The organism is Marinobacter sp. HL-58 (genome assembly GCF_001314605.1).
In the GTDB taxonomy this organism is placed as follows: Bacteria; Pseudomonadota; Gammaproteobacteria; order Pseudomonadales; family Oleiphilaceae; genus Marinobacter.
Map to the genome: position 1 here is coordinate 399,481 of NZ_LIHP01000016.1, position 16,599 is coordinate 416,079.

Annotated in this window: 15 protein-coding genes; 8 read left to right on the forward strand and 7 right to left on the reverse strand. The window is 57.3% G+C overall.

All coding sequences use genetic code 11. The features are described from left to right. Positions 1-2: 2 nt before the first annotated feature. The 3 genes from rimM to ffh form a co-directional block, all read right to left on the reverse strand. Entirely contained in the window at positions 3-530 is a 528-nt protein-coding gene (gene rimM, locus HLUCCO03_RS14315) for a ribosome maturation factor RimM (RefSeq protein ID WP_027831198.1), read from the reverse strand. A 32-nt stretch (positions 531-562) separates the two neighbouring features. After that, on the reverse strand, positions 563-808 hold the full coding sequence (rpsP, locus tag HLUCCO03_RS14320; RefSeq protein ID WP_027831197.1) for a 30S ribosomal protein S16: 246 nt from the start codon (positions 806-808) through the stop codon (positions 563-565). Between the two features lie 143 nt (positions 809-951). Next, on the reverse strand, positions 952-2,340 hold the full coding sequence (gene ffh / locus HLUCCO03_RS14325; RefSeq protein ID WP_027831196.1) for a signal recognition particle protein: 1,389 nt from the start codon (positions 2,338-2,340) through the stop codon (positions 952-954). A 179-nt stretch (positions 2,341-2,519) separates the two neighbouring features. Between ffh and HLUCCO03_RS14330 the strand changes: the two genes are divergently transcribed. The 5 genes from HLUCCO03_RS14330 (at position 2,520) to HLUCCO03_RS14350 (ending at position 8,702) form a co-directional block, all read left to right on the forward strand. After that, the gene (locus HLUCCO03_RS14330) at positions 2,520-3,326 is read left to right on the forward strand and encodes an inner membrane protein YpjD (RefSeq protein WP_027831195.1); all 807 of its coding nucleotides are present in this window, start codon (positions 2,520-2,522) and stop codon (positions 3,324-3,326) included. A gap of 90 nt (positions 3,327-3,416) precedes the next feature. Then, positions 3,417-4,694, forward strand: coding sequence for an HlyC/CorC family transporter (locus HLUCCO03_RS14335; RefSeq protein WP_027831194.1), 1,278 nt, complete (start codon positions 3,417-3,419; stop codon positions 4,692-4,694). 123 nt (positions 4,695-4,817) lie between these two features. After that, positions 4,818-5,420 (forward strand): Yip1 family protein, encoded by a 603-nt coding sequence (locus HLUCCO03_RS14340; protein WP_027831193.1) that lies wholly within the window; start codon positions 4,818-4,820, stop codon positions 5,418-5,420. 186 nt (positions 5,421-5,606) lie between these two features. Further along, complete coding sequence (locus tag HLUCCO03_RS14345) at positions 5,607-7,832, forward strand: DUF1631 domain-containing protein (RefSeq protein WP_027831192.1); 2,226 nt, start codon at positions 5,607-5,609, stop codon at positions 7,830-7,832. Positions 7,833-7,919: 87 nt separating this feature from the next. Then, positions 7,920-8,702, forward strand: a complete 783-nt coding sequence (locus tag HLUCCO03_RS14350) for a TonB family protein (protein ID WP_027831191.1) — start codon at positions 7,920-7,922, stop codon at positions 8,700-8,702. Positions 8,703-8,713: 11 nt separating this feature from the next. Here HLUCCO03_RS14350 and grxD read toward each other — a convergent pair whose 3' ends face one another. Next, positions 8,714-9,040, reverse strand: coding sequence for a Grx4 family monothiol glutaredoxin (grxD, locus tag HLUCCO03_RS14355; RefSeq protein ID WP_027831190.1), 327 nt, complete (start codon positions 9,038-9,040; stop codon positions 8,714-8,716). 330 nt (positions 9,041-9,370) lie between these two features. Here grxD and argF point away from each other — a divergent pair, with 330 nt between their 5' ends. After that, positions 9,371-10,285 carry an ornithine carbamoyltransferase gene (gene argF / locus HLUCCO03_RS14360; RefSeq protein WP_027831189.1) on the forward strand — a complete coding sequence of 305 codons (915 nt, stop codon included), beginning with the start codon at positions 9,371-9,373 and terminating at the stop codon, positions 10,283-10,285. 4 nt (positions 10,286-10,289) lie between these two features. Continuing rightward, positions 10,290-11,360 carry an ABC transporter ATP-binding protein gene (locus tag HLUCCO03_RS14365; RefSeq protein ID WP_027831188.1) on the forward strand — a complete coding sequence of 357 codons (1,071 nt, stop codon included), beginning with the start codon at positions 10,290-10,292 and terminating at the stop codon, positions 11,358-11,360. A 20-nt stretch (positions 11,361-11,380) separates the two neighbouring features. Here HLUCCO03_RS14365 and glpK read toward each other — a convergent pair whose 3' ends face one another. From glpK to HLUCCO03_RS14380, 3 genes are all read right to left on the reverse strand, one after another. Continuing rightward, on the reverse strand, positions 11,381-12,862 hold the full coding sequence (gene glpK / locus HLUCCO03_RS14370) for a glycerol kinase GlpK (protein ID WP_027831187.1): 1,482 nt from the start codon (positions 12,860-12,862) through the stop codon (positions 11,381-11,383). A gap of 295 nt (positions 12,863-13,157) precedes the next feature. Further along, positions 13,158-14,732 carry an ATP-binding protein gene (locus tag HLUCCO03_RS14375; RefSeq protein WP_292016730.1) on the reverse strand — a complete coding sequence of 525 codons (1,575 nt, stop codon included), beginning with the start codon at positions 14,730-14,732 and terminating at the stop codon, positions 13,158-13,160. 58 nt (positions 14,733-14,790) lie between these two features. Next, positions 14,791-15,528 carry a response regulator gene (locus HLUCCO03_RS14380; protein ID WP_036197317.1) on the reverse strand — a complete coding sequence of 246 codons (738 nt, stop codon included), beginning with the start codon at positions 15,526-15,528 and terminating at the stop codon, positions 14,791-14,793. A gap of 299 nt (positions 15,529-15,827) precedes the next feature. Here HLUCCO03_RS14380 and HLUCCO03_RS14385 point away from each other — a divergent pair, with 299 nt between their 5' ends. Further along, on the forward strand, positions 15,828-16,592 hold the full coding sequence (locus tag HLUCCO03_RS14385; RefSeq protein ID WP_027831184.1) for a GNAT family N-acyltransferase: 765 nt from the start codon (positions 15,828-15,830) through the stop codon (positions 16,590-16,592). The last annotated feature ends 7 nt before the right edge of the window (positions 16,593-16,599 follow it).

Genomic DNA, 16,599 nt, shown 5'->3' on the forward strand with positions numbered 1-16,599 from the left:
CGTCAGAACTCCGGATCCCAGTCGACCACAATGCGCGATTCGCCCAATTCCACGCTCCGGACCACCTGGTCCGGAAGGTAGGGAATCAGCCGTTCACGCTGGTCAATGGAGGCATCGGTTGCCCTCACTACCAGAACATCGTTGGAGCCTGTCTCTATCAGATGATGCACTCTGCCAAGGCATTCATCCTCTGTCGTGAAGACGTCAAGCCCCTCCAGCTGGTGCCAGTAGTATTCCCCTTCGGGCAACTCCGGCAGCTCGGCGGTAGACACGATAACGTCGGCGCCACAGTAACTGCGCGCCACTTCACGATCATCAATACCCTTAAGCCTGACAACGATCCCCTGGCCTTGCCGGCGACCCTCCTCAAGCTTTGCAGGAATGCGCTTGCCGTTGTGGACCAGGGTCCAGTCACGGTAGTTCAGTATTCCTTCTCTGGGGTCGGTGTAAGAGTAGACCTTGAGCCACCCTTTGACCCCAAACACCGAGGTGATCTGACCAATCACAGTTTCCTGCGAATGCTGAGCCATACCCTAACCCCGGTGGTGAAACGTTAACTCTGTTACTCTGCCGCAGCGCCTTTCAGCAGCTGTGCAACGCGCTCGCTGGTCTGAGCGCCCTGGCCCAGCCAATGATCAATGCGATCGCGATCAATACGCAGACGCTCTTCCTGACCACGGGCGATCGGGTTAAAGAAGCCAACGCGCTCGATAAAACGACCGTCGCGGGATTTGCGGCTGTCTGTCACTGTCAGATGGTAGAACGGGCGCTTCTTGGAGCCGCCACGAGCCAAACGGATTATTACCATTTCGACCAATATCCTGTTCTGTTGTACGAACTTTGTACGATTCACACCCGCCAAACCAAGGCCGGCGCGAAGACCCATACTCGAAAGGGGCGCTATTCTATGCTAAATGAACGCCAAAGAAAACAGGGAATACATCCCGGTTTCTACATACGTCCACGGGGTGGCATACCGCCACCGCCTCCGCCCGGCGGCATCATACCGCCAAGACCACGCATCATGTTAGCCATTCCGCCTTTCTTGCCCATTTTCTTCATCATTTTCTGCATTTGCTTGTGCTGTTTGAGCAAACGGTTCACATCCTGGATCTGGGTGCCGGAACCGCTGGCAATCCGGCGTTTGCGGGAATTGTTGATCACATCCGGGTAGCGACGCTCCTTGGGGGTCATTGAGCAGATGATGGCTTCCATCTGCCCCATGGATTTGTCGTTCACCTGTTGCTGGGCCATCTGTGCCATCTGCCCCATTCCGGGCAGCTTGTCCATCAGCCCGCCGATACCACCCATATTCTTCATCTGTTGGAGCTGGTCGCGAAAATCCTCAAGATCAAAGCTCTTGCCCTTCTTGATCTTCCTGGTCAGTTTCTGGGCTTTCTTCTGATCAATCTTGCGCTCGGCTTCTTCTATAAGGGAGAGCACATCCCCCATGCCCAGAATCCGGGATGCCACCCTGTCCGGGTGAAACGGCTCGAGGGCATCGGACTTCTCGCCCACACCCAGGAACTTGATCGGCTTGCCGGTGATATGGCGAACAGACAGCGCGGCACCGCCACGGGCATCACCGTCAGTCTTGGTAAGCACCACACCGGTCAGCGGCAGCGCATCATTGAAGGCTTTTGCGGTATTGGCAGCATCCTGACCGGTCATGGCATCCACCACGAACAGTGTCTCGACCGGGTTTACTGCTTTGTGCAGTCGCCCTATCTCGCCCATCATCTGCTCATCGACGTGAAGGCGGCCGGCGGTATCCAGGATAACCACATCTATATGTTTCTTGCGGGCGGCATCCATCGCGCTGTTGGCAATGTCTACCGGATCCTGGTCGGCGGAACTCGGGAAAAATTCAACACCCACTTCCCCGGCCAGGGTTTCCAGCTGCCGGATCGCGGCCGGGCGGTAAACGTCGGCGCTCACCACCATCACGGATTTTTTGTGACGCTCTTTCAGAAACCTGGACAGCTTGGCAACGGTGGTGGTTTTACCCGCACCCTGCAAACCGGCCATCATGATGACCGCCGGCGGCGCCACAGCGAGGTTGAGGGACTCGTTGCCCTCCCCCATCACGCGCTCGAGTTCCTGCTGGACGACTTTTACGAATACCTGCCCCGGGCTCAGGCTGCGCTGGACTTCCTGGCCAATGGCTCTCTGGCGCACACCCTCTATGAATGCCTTGACCACTGGCAGGGCAACGTCCGCCTCCAAAAGCGCCATGCGAACTTCACGCAGCGTTTCCTTAATATTGTCATCGGTCAGCCGCGCCTGGCCTGATATCTTGCGCAGACTGCCGGAAAGTCGGTCCTGGAGGTTTTCAAACATGTTGCTCTTCCGTACCCGGATTAATTGAGTGCATGAAACACGGGAACCTGATCAGGTTCCTTGATTCCTGTTGCATAATCGCGACATTATAACCAGACTATCGCCCTGAAACGACCAACCCGGTCAAATCGGCGTGAATGCCCGCCGTCCCCCAGTCAGAGAGTGGTTAAAAGGAAGTCATGGGAACGCTGATTCTCGCGGTCACTTCATTATTACTGTACAGCATAGGTACTTGCCTGCAGGCGCTGAGCTTCAGGGGAAAGGTACACACCAACATCGCCATGACCACCCTTATTGGCATGCTGGCTCTGACCGCACACGGCCTCCTGATCGCCCAGACGGTACACCGGGAAGGCGGATTCGATTTCGGATTCTTCCAGAGCTCGGTCCTGATTTCCTGGTTGATCGTCTTCCTGTTGCTGGGCCTGAACCTGCGCAAGCCGGTTCAAAGCCTCTTTCTCGGGGTTTACCCCATTGCGGCGCTGACCATTGTCATGGGACTGATCTCCCACTCATCTTCCCGCCTGGTTCCCGAAGACAGCTACGGCATGCTGTCCCACATCGCGCTTTCGGTCACAGCTTACAGCCTGTTTACCCTGGCCGCCATCCAGGCGGCATTACTGTACCTGCAGAACCGCCAACTCAAGCATAACTACAACAGCATACTGATCCGGAACCTGCCGCCACTGCAGACCATGGAATCCCTGCTCTTTGAAATGGTCTGGGCCGGTGTGGTGATGCTGGTGCTGGCCATTGTCACCGGAGCACTGTTCATCGACGATATCTTTGCCCAGGATCTGGCCCACAAAACCGTGTTCTCGCTGCTCTCCCTGATCGTCTTCCTGGCATTGCTGATCGGGCGCTATACCCGCGGATGGCGGGGCATAACAGCCAGCCGCTGGACTCTCGCAGGCTGCGCCCTGCTGATGCTCGCTTTCTACGGCAGCAAGTTTGCCCTGGAAATGGTATTCCATCGGGGTGGCTGAGCAGGGCTCCACCACCCCGACCGACACTTGACACCCGAATCCTTCACCACCTATTTTCGCTATTCGCCAGCAACATAAGGACACCCCGTCTTGAACGAAACATCGCTTACCGCGCTGTTTATCATCCTGGCAGGACTGATACTTCTCTCTGCCTTCTTCTCCAGCTCCGAAACCGGCATGATGTCTCTCAACCGGTACCGGCTGAAGCATATGGCCAAGACCGGCCATAAAGGCGCCAAAAGAGCCCAGGCACTCCTGAACCGGACAGACCAGCTGATCGGCGTGATTCTGATTGGCAACAACTTCGTCAATATCTTCGCCTCCGCCATCGCAACCGTCATTGCCATCCGGATCTGGGGTGACGCCGGCATCGCCATCGTCACTGTGCTGCTGACCATTGTCATCCTGATATTTGCAGAGGTAACGCCGAAAACCCTCGCAGCACTGTTTCCGGAAAAAATTGCGTTTCCGGCGAGCCACATACTGGGGCCATTGCTCAAGATACTCTATCCGGTCGTCTGGGCCGTTAACCTGTTCACCGGCGCCATTCTGAAAATCATCGGTGTGTCCGCCGCCGATTCCACCAACGAGCACCTCAGCCGGGAGGAACTCAGAACCCTTGTCAATGAAGCGGGGGCGTTGATTCCGGCAAAACACAAAGACATGCTGGTCAGCATCCTCGACCTGGAGAAAGTAACCGTAAACGACATTATGGTTCCCAGGAATGAAGTGGTCGGCATTGACCTGGAAGACGATCTTGACACCATCATGCGTCAACTGAGAAGCAGCCAGCATACCCGGCTGCCAGTGTTCAAGGGCGACATCAACAATATTCAGGGCGTGCTACACCTGAGGAACGTATCGAGACTGCTGCTTCATGATGAAGTCAACAAGGACATGCTGATGCAGCTGTGTCGCGAGCCCTACTTCATTCCTGAAAGCACACCCCTGAACACCCAGCTGATCAACTTCCAGAAGCAAAAACGGCGTTTTGGCATCGTGGTCGATGAATACGGTGAGGTTCTCGGCCTGGCCACCCTGGAAGACATACTGGAAGAGATCGTCGGTGAATTTACCACTGATTACGCCGCCACCAGCCCGGACATCATCCCCCAGGATGACGGCACCTATATTATTGACGGCACATCGGCGGTCAGGAGCATCAACAAGACCCTGGGCTGGAAACTGCCCATTGATGGCCCGAAAACCCTTAACGGCCTGATTACCGAAACACTGGAAAACATCCCCGAAACCAACGTCTGCCTGAAAGTAGGCGAGCACAGGATTGAGGTACTTCAGATCAAGGATAATGTAGTCAAGGCCGCCATTGTCCACCCCAAAAAGCGCAAGAAACGCAAGACAGGCTAGATCTTTCGGTTATAAACAGGATCTCTTTAGAAAGATCAAAATTTAATCTTTCTCTTGACCCGACAGCCGTTGCCACCAAGACTGAAGTCGTACAACACAACAATAACCAACAGGAGTACGTCCATGAGTCTAACCCATACCCTGGGGCTGCTTACGCACCCGGATCGCGAGTGGGAAGCTATTCGCAACGAGCCGGAATCCGTTGGCAAGCTTTACCTCGGCCATGTTCTGTTACTGGCACTGATCCCGGCCCTGGCAGCTTTCTACGGCAGCACCCAGGTAGGCTGGCAAATTGGTGACGGACAAGTAATAAAGCTGACATCAACCAGCGCCCTGCAACTTTCCGTACTCTTTTACGGTGCCATGCTGGCCGGAATCTATATCATCGGGCGCTTCATCGACTTTTTTGCAGCAACCTATGAGGTACAGGACAGCACCCCGAGGGGCATTACGCTGGCAGCCTATACGGCAACACCGGTATTCCTGCTGGGAATCATTGCGGTCTACCCCAATATCTGGGTCAATATGTTAGTGGGCCTGATCGCCGTTGCCTACGCAGTTTACCTGCTTTACGAGGGACTGCCGATACTGATGAAAATACCGGAGGAACGCGGCTTTATGTTCGCCTCCGCCGTACTGACCGTGGGCCTGGTCATGTTTGTTGGCCTGCTTGCCATAACCGTGGTGATCTGGAGCGTTGGGATCGGCCCCGTATACGTGAGCTGACACCAACCGGCACGATCATCCGACAACCGGGGTGCCTTCGGGTACTCCGGAATTTTTTATTTGTGGGCCCAGTTAGCATTTGGTCATGTTACCAAGTGTTAAAATGAGGTAGATTTAACTTATAAATAATAAACGCAGTTGTAAGCTCGGTCATGTATCCGGTTGAGGCGTACACAGGAGTCGGCCATGAATAAGCAGTCCGGCATACATTATCTCCGCGAGCACCGGGAGGCTGGGAGTTCTAACCCCGTACCTGCACAGGTGGTCCGTATCCGTGACACTGTCGTTGCCGGACTGGGAGATTTGTTGCAGGGTGCATTTGACGCTGTTGATGACTCGCTGTTCGAACTGGCCAACAACGCCAGGAGCAACAACGAGCAGAACCGTTATTTTGAAGCCATGCGCGAAATCCGCATCAAGCGGAAGGGCGTAGAGCGCCATTTTCAGAATGCCGTGGCCCAGCTTTTTGCGAATCCGCCGCGAAGCGGCAGCGTAGCTGCAGAGGAAAGCCTTGCCGGCCAGGCCAATTCGGACAGCCTGTCGCTGGTGGGCGATGACGATCTGGAAGAGCAGGTCGCCCTCAATGCCATGATTTCCAAATCCAAGGTACACTTCCAGGGCCCGCTGCTTCAGCTGCAGACCCGGTTCAGTGTTGTCTATCCGGGTGCCAGCGAAGAAATACCCGTCAACCCCATGGCCCCCGAGCACCTGTGCAGCGCCTTCGTGGAGGCCATTCAGGCCCTTGAAATCCAGATTCGCGAACGCCTGATCCTGCTCAAGCAGTTTGATCGTTACGTGGTGTCCAACCTGGGCATGTTACTGGACGAAGCCAACCGGATCCTGATCCAGGCTGGCGTCATCCCCAACTTCCGTTACCACGGCAAGGCCGGTAAACAACACAGCAGTTCTGCCTCGGGCACCGCTGCGGATCAAACGGCAGGTGACACTGCATCCCCGGCAGTTGACCAACAGGGTCACCACGAAGGTGCAATGTTCGAGCAGATCAGGCAGATGCTTGCCCGACAGCGCGCCAATGCCGGCATTCCACCCAGGGCATCCGACCCCAATGTTCACGTTATCGGCGGCGCAGAACTGGCCAGCCTGCTCGGCTCACTCCCCCAGCAACCGCCCGGTGAGCAGGTCAGCGGCAATCTGAGTTCCGGTAAACCGGTGATGGTTGACCTGTATGAGGTCGTCCAGCAACTGCTCGTCCAGGCTGGAACCACCAGCGATGGCAAGAAGCCGGCCCTTAACGAAATGGACGAGGACCTGATCAACCTCGTATCCATGCTGTTCGAGTTCATTCTGGACGACTACAACCTGTCGGCACCGGTACAGGTACTGATCAGCCGCCTGCAGATTCCCATTCTCAAGGTGGTTATCAAGGACAAGACATTTTTCAGCAAGGCGACCCACCCTGCCCGGCGTCTGTTGAACTCCCTGGCCAGGGCGGGTATTGGCTGGAGCGAAAGTGACGAAAAAACCCGGGACAAACTGTACGAGCAGATTCATTCGGTGGTTGCCCGCATCCTCAATGAATTCGACGGCGACGTAACCCTGTTCGAAACCCTCGGCGAAGAATTCGAGCAATTCCTCGCCAGAGAGAATCGCAAGTCTTCCCTGGTGGAACAGCGCACCCGGGAATCCGAGCGCGGCCGCATCAAATCCCAGAAAGCCCAGGAGACCGTGGATCAGCTTCTGCAGAAAAAACTGGCCCGCTACAAGCTCCAGGAGCCCGTTCGGAACATTCTGCTCAATGGCTGGAGCCGGGTCATGTTTCTGGCTTACCTTCGGGACGATGTAGAGCACCGCTGGCTGCAGACCGTGAGGGTGGTAGACGACCTGATATGGTGCCTGCACCCCCATCAGGATGACGAAGAACGGGATCAGTGGGTACGGGTTGTACCCGGGCTGTTGAAGTCACTCAGAGCCGGCCTCGAAGAGGTGTCCTACAACTCATCCAAACTGGATGAAATGATGTCGGACCTCAAACACGAGTTAACCGAGGCGTTCCGTGCCAATGCGCTGGCAGAAGCCATGGAGGACACTCCCGAGCCGGAAACCGACGATGACGACGCCGCCGGCCACCAGACCGCCATCCAACGGCAGCAGGAACTCGAAGACGCGGCTATTGCCGAGTATGTGGCGCAGATAGACGCCATTGAAATCGGCAACTGGGTGGAGTTCAACCTGGTTAACGGCGCCAGCTTCCGCTGCAAGCTGTCTGCGATTATCGAAGAGGCCGATTGCTTCGTGTTCGTGAATCGAATGGGGCTCAAGGTTATTGAGAAATCCCGGACCGATCTCGCGCATGAGATGCGACGGGGACGCCTGACTGTGCTCGAACAGGGCGCGTTGATTGACCGGGCTCTGGACGCCGTTGTGGGTACCTTGCGGAGCAAGGCGGGATAAGCTAGCCTGCCCTGCCCGCAAATACTGACAGCGCCGCGTCCGAGCGACGGTCGCTCTCAACCCGTTACCTGGAGCACCTCAACCACAATGCTGGAGTATGGCAGCGTAACCGGCCTTCCGGGAAAATACCGGATAACCCTGGCGATATCGATTGCCTTGCTGCTCCATACCCTGGTGATGTCCTTACTGCCGTTTACAGTCCCAGAGGCAGACCGCCACCGCCAGACCGTCCAGGTAGAGCTTGTTAATCCCGGCAGCCTGCCCTCACCAGAAACAACACCCAGTGCGGCGACACAACCCCGTGAAAGGGAAGCCCGGAAGACGGAAACGAATAAAAACGGCCCGGATGCGAACACACAACCTGATGTTGTCACCGTGGACTCTAGCCGCAATCAGAGCCGTCCCGATGAGCCACGACCTGAGCGCCCCAGTGAGAATACATCCGATCAGCCTGCCGAAAACCCCGCGCCCGCGCGCCCATCCCGCGCTTCCCCGGCTTCGGCGGCAGGCAATCCGGATGCGGCTGCCGAAACCGAACCGGAGCCGATGACCCGGATAACCCGTTCGCCGCAGGAAACCGACCCCTATCTGGCAAGCCTGGCGGTTCAGGTGGCCAGGGAGCTGGACAAGCGCCCCGTGCCGTCAAGCCGCAACGTGACAGAACCGGTGACCATGGAACTGGAATTACGGCTTATGGGCAGTGGCGCGCTGACAAGTGCAAAGGTAACCCGGTCAACGGGTTTCAGTGACATCGACCAGGCGGTCTATCAGGCAGCGCTGCTTGCGAGCCCGTACCCGGAACCGCCTAAAGAATATTCAGGAAGGAAGCGCTTCCGGGTTGAGCTGATTTTCACCCCGGAACGCCTGTAAAACCGTATTGCTCAGGCTTCGGCTTGCTTGGCAGCAGCCTTGACCTGCTCCGCCAGCTCACCACTTTCCGACATTTCCAGAATAATGTCGCAGCCACCAACGAGCTCACCGTTGATATAAAGCTGCGGATAGGTCGGCCAGCTTGAGTAGACCTTCAGGCCTTCACGCAATTCCTGGTTATCAAGGATATTCACGAAGGCAAACCGCTCGCCACAGGCCATCAGCGCCTGTACGGTCTTGGCGGAAAAGCCACACTGGGGAGCCTGCGGAGTACCCTTCATGTAAAGGATAATGGGGTTTTCCTCAAGCTGACTCTTGATGGTTTCGTTGATATCCATGGGCAATTACCTCTCGTTGGAAACGGGATCGCCTCGCGGCAACCTGACTGCCCCCTATTGTACACGTACCGGCATTGGCACCAAACACCGGTATTGATCCGGGACAAGGGCTCTACCCGGCGGCGTTGTCTTCAGCCCCCCGACGGGCTAGACTTGAGCCCCTGTCTTTCAGGCAGCCAGGCAACCCCCGTCTTCATATCCCGCCAGTGCGGCCTTCGCCGTTAGCTGGCATATTGTCGTTTCAGGACAATGACTGCTGCGGGCCGGTTGTAACCACGAACACGCCCCGGAATTCAGAGACAGGGTTATCGATCAACTAAGGGCCATAGCATGGCAGCAAGACATTTTCTCACTCTCAACGACCTGAGCTCCGACGAGCTTGAGCAACTGCTGGACCACGGTACCCGACTGCGTAACGAGTGGCGCAACGGCACGGTGAGGGAAACCCTGAAGAATCGTGTCCTGGCCATGATCTTCGAGAAATCCTCGACACGCACCCGGGTGTCCTTCGAAGCCGGCATGACGCAACTCGGTGGTGCCGCCCTGTTTCTGTCTCCCCGCGATACCCAGCTTGGCCGCGGAGAACCCATAGAAGATTCCGCCATCGTCATCTCCAGCATGGTGGATGCAGTGATGATCCGGACCTTTGCCCACACCACCGTTGAACGCTTCGCGGCTGCCTCACGGGCCCCCGTCATCAATGCCCTTACGGATGACTTCCACCCCTGTCAGTTGCTGGCAGACATGCAGACCTATCGCGAGCATCGCGGCAGCATTCGTGGCGGTACTGTTGCCTGGATCGGTGACGGCAACAACATGTGCCAGTCCTATATCAATGCCGCCGCACAGTTCGGTTTCAATCTTCGGGTTGCCTGCCCTGAAGGTTACGAGCCGGACGAAACCCTGATAAAGACCTCGGGGCCGCATGTCTCCATTGTCCGGGACCCGGCTGAAGCCGCACGGGGAGCCGATCTTCTTGTTACCGACGTCTGGGCTTCCATGGGGCAGGAAGACGAACAGAAGGCCCGGGAAAAGGCCTTCCGCGGCTACCAGATCAACTCACAACTGATGGATCTGGCGGACAAGGACGCATTGTTCATGCACTGCCTGCCAGCCCATCGCGGTGAGGAAATCTCGGCGGAAATGATGGAGCACCCACGCTCGGTGGTCTGGGATGAAGCCGAAAACCGCCTGCATGCGCAGAAAGCATTGCTGGAATTCCTGATACTCAACCGACTGGATTGACTGGATGACTGAACGCCTGGCTCAACCCGCTGACTGGCTGCTAGAGGTCAACAATCTGTCCTGTGGCTATGGTGAAGGCTCCGTGGTGAAGGACGTCAGCTTTGCCCTCAGCCACGGCGATATTGGCTGCCTGCTGGGCCCCAGCGGCTGCGGCAAAAGCACCATCCTGCGGGCGCTGGCAGGCTTTCTGCCCATCAATACCGGCGAGATTCGCCTGCAGTCCAACTCCATCAGCCTGCCCGGCCGGACCCTGGCACCGGAGAAACGCCGAATCGGCATGGTATTCCAGGACTACGCGCTGTTTCCGCACCTGACGATTGCCGAGAACGTGGGCTTTGGCCTGCGTCACGAGAACCGGGCGGAAAAACGGCAGAAAGTCATGGAGCTACTGCAACTGGTTCACCTTCAGGATCTTGCGGAGCATTACCCTCACGAGCTGTCCGGTGGTCAGCAGCAGCGGGTTGCACTGGCCCGGGCACTGGCCCCGGAGCCGACGCTGATCCTTCTGGACGAGCCGTTCTCCAACCTGGACGCAGACCTTCGCCGCCGACTCAGCCTGGACGTCAGGGAAATCCTCAAGACCCTTGGCATCAGCGCCATACTGGTTACCCACGATCAACAGGAAGCCTTTGCCATGTGTGATCAGGTGGCTGTCCTGAAGGATGGCGGTATTCAGCAATGGGACGTGCCCTATAACCTTTACCACGAGCCTGCCAATCGCTTTGTGGCAAGCTTTGTCGGCCAGGGAGGCTTTATCCCCGGCAAGGCACTGGGGCCGGACACCATCGAATCCGAGCTTGGGGTGATCCACGGTAACCGGGCCTACAGATGGGAACCAGGTACCCTGGTGGACGTGCTGATTCGCCCGGACGACATTGTCTACGATGCAGAGTCGGACCTGAAGCCCCGGGTTGTGGAAAAAACCTTTGCCGGCACCTCAACCCTGTATCGCTTCCGCTGCTCCGAAGACACCGAATTCGAGGCGCTGTTCCGAAGCCACCTGGACTTCTACCTGGGGGAACACGTTCCGGTGCGGGTGGAAGCGGACCATCTGATTGCCTTTGAACGGATCTGACCCGGGCAGTCTTTACCGGTTCAGTTATTGCAGACCCGCTCAACGGAATCCAGCCATCCGGCGTACAGCTTCTCCCTCTGGGGTGGCCTCATCACCGGTTCGAAACGACGCTCACGCTCCCACAGCCGGGCAATCTCGTCCAGGTTCTGGTAAACCCCTGTTTGCAGGCCTGCCAGGTAGGCTGCTCCCAGCGCTGTGGTTTCGGTCACCCGGGGACGATCCACCGGCACATTGAGAATGTCTGCCAGAAACTGCATCACCCAGTCATTCACAGCCATACCGCCATCAACCCGTAATGCCTGCAGCGAAGCCCCGTCGTTCTGGATGGCCCGGATAAGATCCTTGGTCTGGTAGCAGACGGACTGCAGGCCGGCGGTAACAATCTCGGCAATACCGGTATCCCGGGTCAATCCCATAATGGCTCCACGGGCATGGGGATCCCAGTGCGGGGCACCAAGGCCGGTAAAGGCCGGCACCAGGTAAACCGGGTTATCCACACCCACTTCCGCGGCGTAGTCAGACGATTCACTGGCATGCCGGATCAACCGGAGCCCGTCCCGCAACCACTGCATGGCAGCGCCGGCAACAAAGATGCTGCCTTCCATGGCATAACAGGGCTTGCCATCAAGACGATAGGCCATGGTCGTGAGCAGCCGGTTTTCAGAGCGCAGCGCTTTCTCACCGGTGTTCAGCATCAGAAAACAGCCTGTGCCATAGGTGCTTTTCGCCATGCCAGGCTCGAAACAGGCCTGCCCGACCAGCGCCGCGTGCTGGTCACCCGCAATGCCGGCCACCCGTACCGGAGCCCCCAGCCACTGCTTCTCGGTGAGGCCGAATTCCGCCGCTGAATCCAGCACCTCTGGCAACAACTGCCGGGGAACCCGGAACAGCGCCAGCAGTTCCTCGTCCCATTGCTGGTCGTGGATATTGAACAGCGCTGTTCGGGACGCGTTGGTGGCATCCGTCTTGTGGGAACTGCCCCCGGTCAGTTTCCAGAGCAACCAGCTGTCAACGGTGCCAAACGCCAGTTCACCGGCTTCCGCTCTCGCCCTCGCTCCCTCGACATGATCAAGAATCCACGCAATTTTGGTGGCGGAGAAATAAGGGTCGATCAACAGGCCGGTGCGTTCGACAACAGTGGATTCGTGGCCATCAGACCTGAGCTTGGTACACACCGATGCAGTGCGTCGGTCCTGCCAGACTATGGCATGATGAATGGGCTCCCCGGTCGCCCGATCCCAGATCACCGTGGTTTCACGCTGATTGGTGATACCGATTCCCGCCAGCCCGGAGGCATCAACACCCGACTTTTTCAATGCGTCCCGGCACACTGCCAGGGTACTGTCCCAGATCTCACGGGCATCGTGCTCAACCTGGCCATCCCCGGGGAAGTACTGGTGAAATTCCTGTTGTGCGGTGGCGACGGACGTGCCGGAGGCATCGAAGACAATAGCGCGGGAGCTGGTGGTCCCCTGGTCTATGGCGAGCAGGTACTGGGTCATTTCAGGCGTCCTTTCAGAGGTTTCAGCATCGTTATTCTTGATGCTGCAATCTTCTCAAAGGAACGGAGAGAACGCTATGGGCAGGATCACGCCGGAAATGAACAAATCCATAAAAAAAGGGCCGGAAAACCGGCCCTCAAATGACGAATGAAACAAGGAAAGTTCGTAAGAACTACAACCTCAAAAGTCATCCCTTACACTCGCAGTATCGGGCGTTTCACCGCTGGCGTCAGTTGCGGTTGTGTTGTCCGATTGTTACATCCGGTGAGGGGCAGAGAACTCCATCACAAAACCGTCAGAGGCTGTGTTCCATCGGCTTTTTCCGGGGCCAGACCAGGCTGAACCGGGCACCGCCAAGCTCATCACTGCGGCTGACGAAGGCCTGGCCGCCATGCCAGTAAAGTATCCTCCTCACAATTGAAAGGCCAAGACCATAACCACCGGAGGTGCGGGTACGGCTGTCGTCCAGGCGGGCAAATGCGGTAAACACCTTTTCCCAGTCTTCTTCCGGAATGCCGGGACCATCATCCTCCACATCTATGCGGCAATTGTCCTCATCAAACTGGCAATGAACCCTGACTTTACGGTTGGCATAGCGGGCGGCATTGCCCACCAGGTTCTGGACAGCACGGTGCAGGTACCGGGGCTCTACATCCGATAACGACCAGCGTTCGGATTCGTCGTCGATATCCGCTTCAATACTGTGTTCAGGGCGAATCATCTGTTGTTCATCAACGACCTGCCGAACAATATCCGACACAGACGTTTCCTGCAGCGCAAACACCGGCCCGCCCTGCTCGAGACGGGCGTAAGTCAGTATCTCGTCGATCAGTTCGTCCAGCTCCTGGATATCGCCATCAATACCATCGAGCTGTTTCTGCAAGGCTTCAGGGCTGCTGGCGCTCTCGATCATCTGGACACCAAAACGAATCCGGGCCACGGGCGTTCTCAGCTCATGGGAAACAGCATGGATCATTTCCCGCTGCACACCGACCAACCTCTGGATATGTTCTGCCATGCTGTTGAAAGCGACTGCAAGCCGCGACACCAGGCGGCTGTCACCGGCATCAATACGGGCCCCCATTTCCCCGCGCGCAATGCGGATAGCAACGGATTCCACAGCCCGCAGATTGCTGTCCACGTCTCTCAGGGCGAGATAGAGCGCCAGCGCCAGTATACTGCCGGCCACCAGCATCAGCAGCAGGACAACCGGCCAGGCCCAGGGATTGAAAGGAGACGGCATGGCCAGGTCAATCAGGGTGCCATCGTCAAGCCGAAGCAGCACATGGGCCCGGTCCCGGGACGGATGATGATACAGCGAGATACCCCGCTCGGAGACGCGGTCCAGAACATCCCCGTCAGGCAATGCTGACTGGTCCTGAACAGGCACCAGCTCCACAGAGAGTGTGTCCGCCAGCTGCACCATCGCCTCCTCCCGGTCTTCAGGGGAGACGTCATCAAGATGCAACCGGGCAATCAGGGCCGTCGCCTCGGCAACATCGCTGTAGATGTCACGGAAACGCAGGTCGAGGATACGGCCATTATCGTCCTGAATCATCGCCTGCTGGCCAATGCTGGTCTGAACAGCCACCACCTGGCCATAAGACAGGCGCTCCATGATGACATCTGAGAGTTGCAAGTCATCGGCAGGCGTTACGCGGAAATCGTAGAATGACTCCAGCCAATGGTATTGCTGTTCCGGATAGGGTGTGGCTGCAATCCAGCTCAGCAGTGGCTCTGCAAACCGTTCCTGCCAGAACTGCTCACGTACGGAATTAACACCCAGGAACAGCGCGGCACAAAGCAGAAGTATAAGAAAGGTCAGGCCAATCAGCCGGGCGTAGAGCTTGAGGAAAAACTTGAGGGGCATCGCGATAACCCTGGCAATGAACGCCAGCCCCGACGGGCCGGCGCCAGAGGCTGAACGGTCAGGCTTCCTTTACGAACAGGTAGCCCTTGCTTCGCACGGTCTTTATGCGCCTCGGATGAATCGGATCGTCACCAATCTTTGGACGTATCCGCGAAACCCGGACATCGATCGAGCGGTCCTGGCCATCATATTCAATGCCTCTCAGAGCGGTAAAGATCTCCTCGCGGCTGAGAACACGGCCGGCATTGCTGGCCAACAGCCACAACAGGTCAAATTCAGCACTGGTCAGGTCGATGCTGTCATCGTTCAGCCACGCTTCACGCATGGAGCGATCCACAACCAGATCATTGAACTGCAGCCTGACAGGCTCCTCGCCACTGCCCTCTTCCGAAGCCGTCGACCCGTTCTCGCTGACCCGTCGCAGCAGGGCCCGGATTCTTGCCAGCAACACCCTCGGCTGAACCGGCTTGCCAATATAGTCATCGGCGCCCATTTCAAGACCGAGTACCTGGTCAAGATCATCCGTACGGGCAGTGAGCATGATGATGGGGCCAGGGTAAAAAGGACGGGCACGCCTGCAGATGGACAGCCCGTCTTCGCCGGGCAGCATCAGGTCCAGCACGACCAGATCAGGCTGCTCCTTGCGGATCCGCTCAACTGCGTTGCCACCGTGGGTTTCGAGAGAGACAGTAAGCCCATTGCTTTCCAGGTATTCCCTGGTCAGCTCTGCCAGCCTCTCATCATCTTCGACTATAAGAATCCGCCAACTTTCGTTCGTCTGTTCCACGCCGTCCATCTCTGATTTTGTTTTTCCGGTTTCTGAAGCTTCCGGCCATATTCACCCCACCTGGCCGGATAAGAGTTGTCTGCCAGAAGATCTGCCATGTAACTGACAATACAGGCTACCTCCTGTAACAGCAATTATACATGCTATTCAGAAATATACATGGAACCGCCTGATCGTTACAGCCCGTGACAAACGTCACACCGCTGCACCAGCGCCGGCACCTGTCACAAAGTCGTCATCCCCCGTTCATTCCGATGTCACACCGGATTCATAGCCTTGTCGAAAAGTGGAAACAAAGAGGCATTGCCATGAACGCCCAGACTGCCCGCCTGTCACGCCCGGCCCGCCGGCTGAAAACGGTTATCACCCAACAGAAGGATCTGGTGGAATCCGCTCAACGCCTGCGGTATCAGGTTTTCTCGGAAGAATACAGCTCGGACCTGGGCGCTGCGGTGCCCGGCATTGATGCGGACGAGTTCGACAGGTTCTGTGACCACCTGATCGTTACCGATGAGAACACCGGTGAACTGGTGGCGACTACACGGGTCCTCCACCACAGCAAGGCACTGGAAGCCGGGGGCTTCTACTCCGAGGGCGAATTCGAGCTGTCTTCGCTGTACCGGCTTCCGGGAACCGTAGCCGAACTTGGCCGCACCTGCGTGCATCCGGATTACCGCAATGGTGCCACCATCAGCCTGCTGTGGGCTTCCGTTGCCGAGTACCTGGTATCCCGCAATGTGGATTACCTGATCGGCTGCGCCAGTATCGGCATGTCTGACGGCGGCCTGAAGGCCTGGCGCATTGCCCGATACCTGCAACGGGAATTTCTCGCCGGTGAGGAATACCGGGTCACACCGCTGCGCGCACTGCCCCATCTGACCCACAGCATCAGCGATGACCGCCCTGTCGACGTGCCTGCCCTGATCAAGGCCTACATGCGACTGGGGGCCCGTGTCTGCGGCGAGCCATGCTGGGATCCGGACTTCCGCTGCGCCGATCTGCTGGTGGTGCTGGATGTCAACAACCTGGCCAGTCGCTACAGCCGCCACTTCATGCGCAAACAGGCGCAATAGGCAACAA

Coding starts and splice junctions, on each gene's coding strand:
- rimM (WP_027831198.1), bottom strand. CDS start 530: ATGGCTCAGCATTCGCAGGAAACTGTGATTGGTCAGATCACCTCGGTG.
- rpsP (WP_027831197.1), bottom strand. CDS start 808: ATGGTAATAATCCGTTTGGCTCGTGGCGGCTCCAAGAAGCGCCCGTTC.
- ffh (WP_027831196.1), bottom strand. CDS start 2,340: ATGTTTGAAAACCTCCAGGACCGACTTTCCGGCAGTCTGCGCAAGATA.
- HLUCCO03_RS14330 (WP_027831195.1), top strand. CDS start 2,520: ATGGGAACGCTGATTCTCGCGGTCACTTCATTATTACTGTACAGCATA.
- HLUCCO03_RS14340 (WP_027831193.1), top strand. CDS start 4,818: ATGAGTCTAACCCATACCCTGGGGCTGCTTACGCACCCGGATCGCGAG.
- HLUCCO03_RS14345 (WP_027831192.1), top strand. CDS start 5,607: ATGAATAAGCAGTCCGGCATACATTATCTCCGCGAGCACCGGGAGGCT.
- HLUCCO03_RS14350 (WP_027831191.1), top strand. CDS start 7,920: ATGCTGGAGTATGGCAGCGTAACCGGCCTTCCGGGAAAATACCGGATA.
- grxD (WP_027831190.1), bottom strand. CDS start 9,040: ATGGATATCAACGAAACCATCAAGAGTCAGCTTGAGGAAAACCCCATT.
- argF (WP_027831189.1), top strand. CDS start 9,371: ATGGCAGCAAGACATTTTCTCACTCTCAACGACCTGAGCTCCGACGAG.
- HLUCCO03_RS14365 (WP_027831188.1), top strand. CDS start 10,290: ATGACTGAACGCCTGGCTCAACCCGCTGACTGGCTGCTAGAGGTCAAC.
- glpK (WP_027831187.1), bottom strand. CDS start 12,862: ATGACCCAGTACCTGCTCGCCATAGACCAGGGGACCACCAGCTCCCGC.
- HLUCCO03_RS14375 (WP_292016730.1), bottom strand. CDS start 14,732: ATGCCCCTCAAGTTTTTCCTCAAGCTCTACGCCCGGCTGATTGGCCTG.
- HLUCCO03_RS14380 (WP_036197317.1), bottom strand. CDS start 15,528: ATGGACGGCGTGGAACAGACGAACGAAAGTTGGCGGATTCTTATAGTC.
- HLUCCO03_RS14385 (WP_027831184.1), top strand. CDS start 15,828: ATGAACGCCCAGACTGCCCGCCTGTCACGCCCGGCCCGCCGGCTGAAA.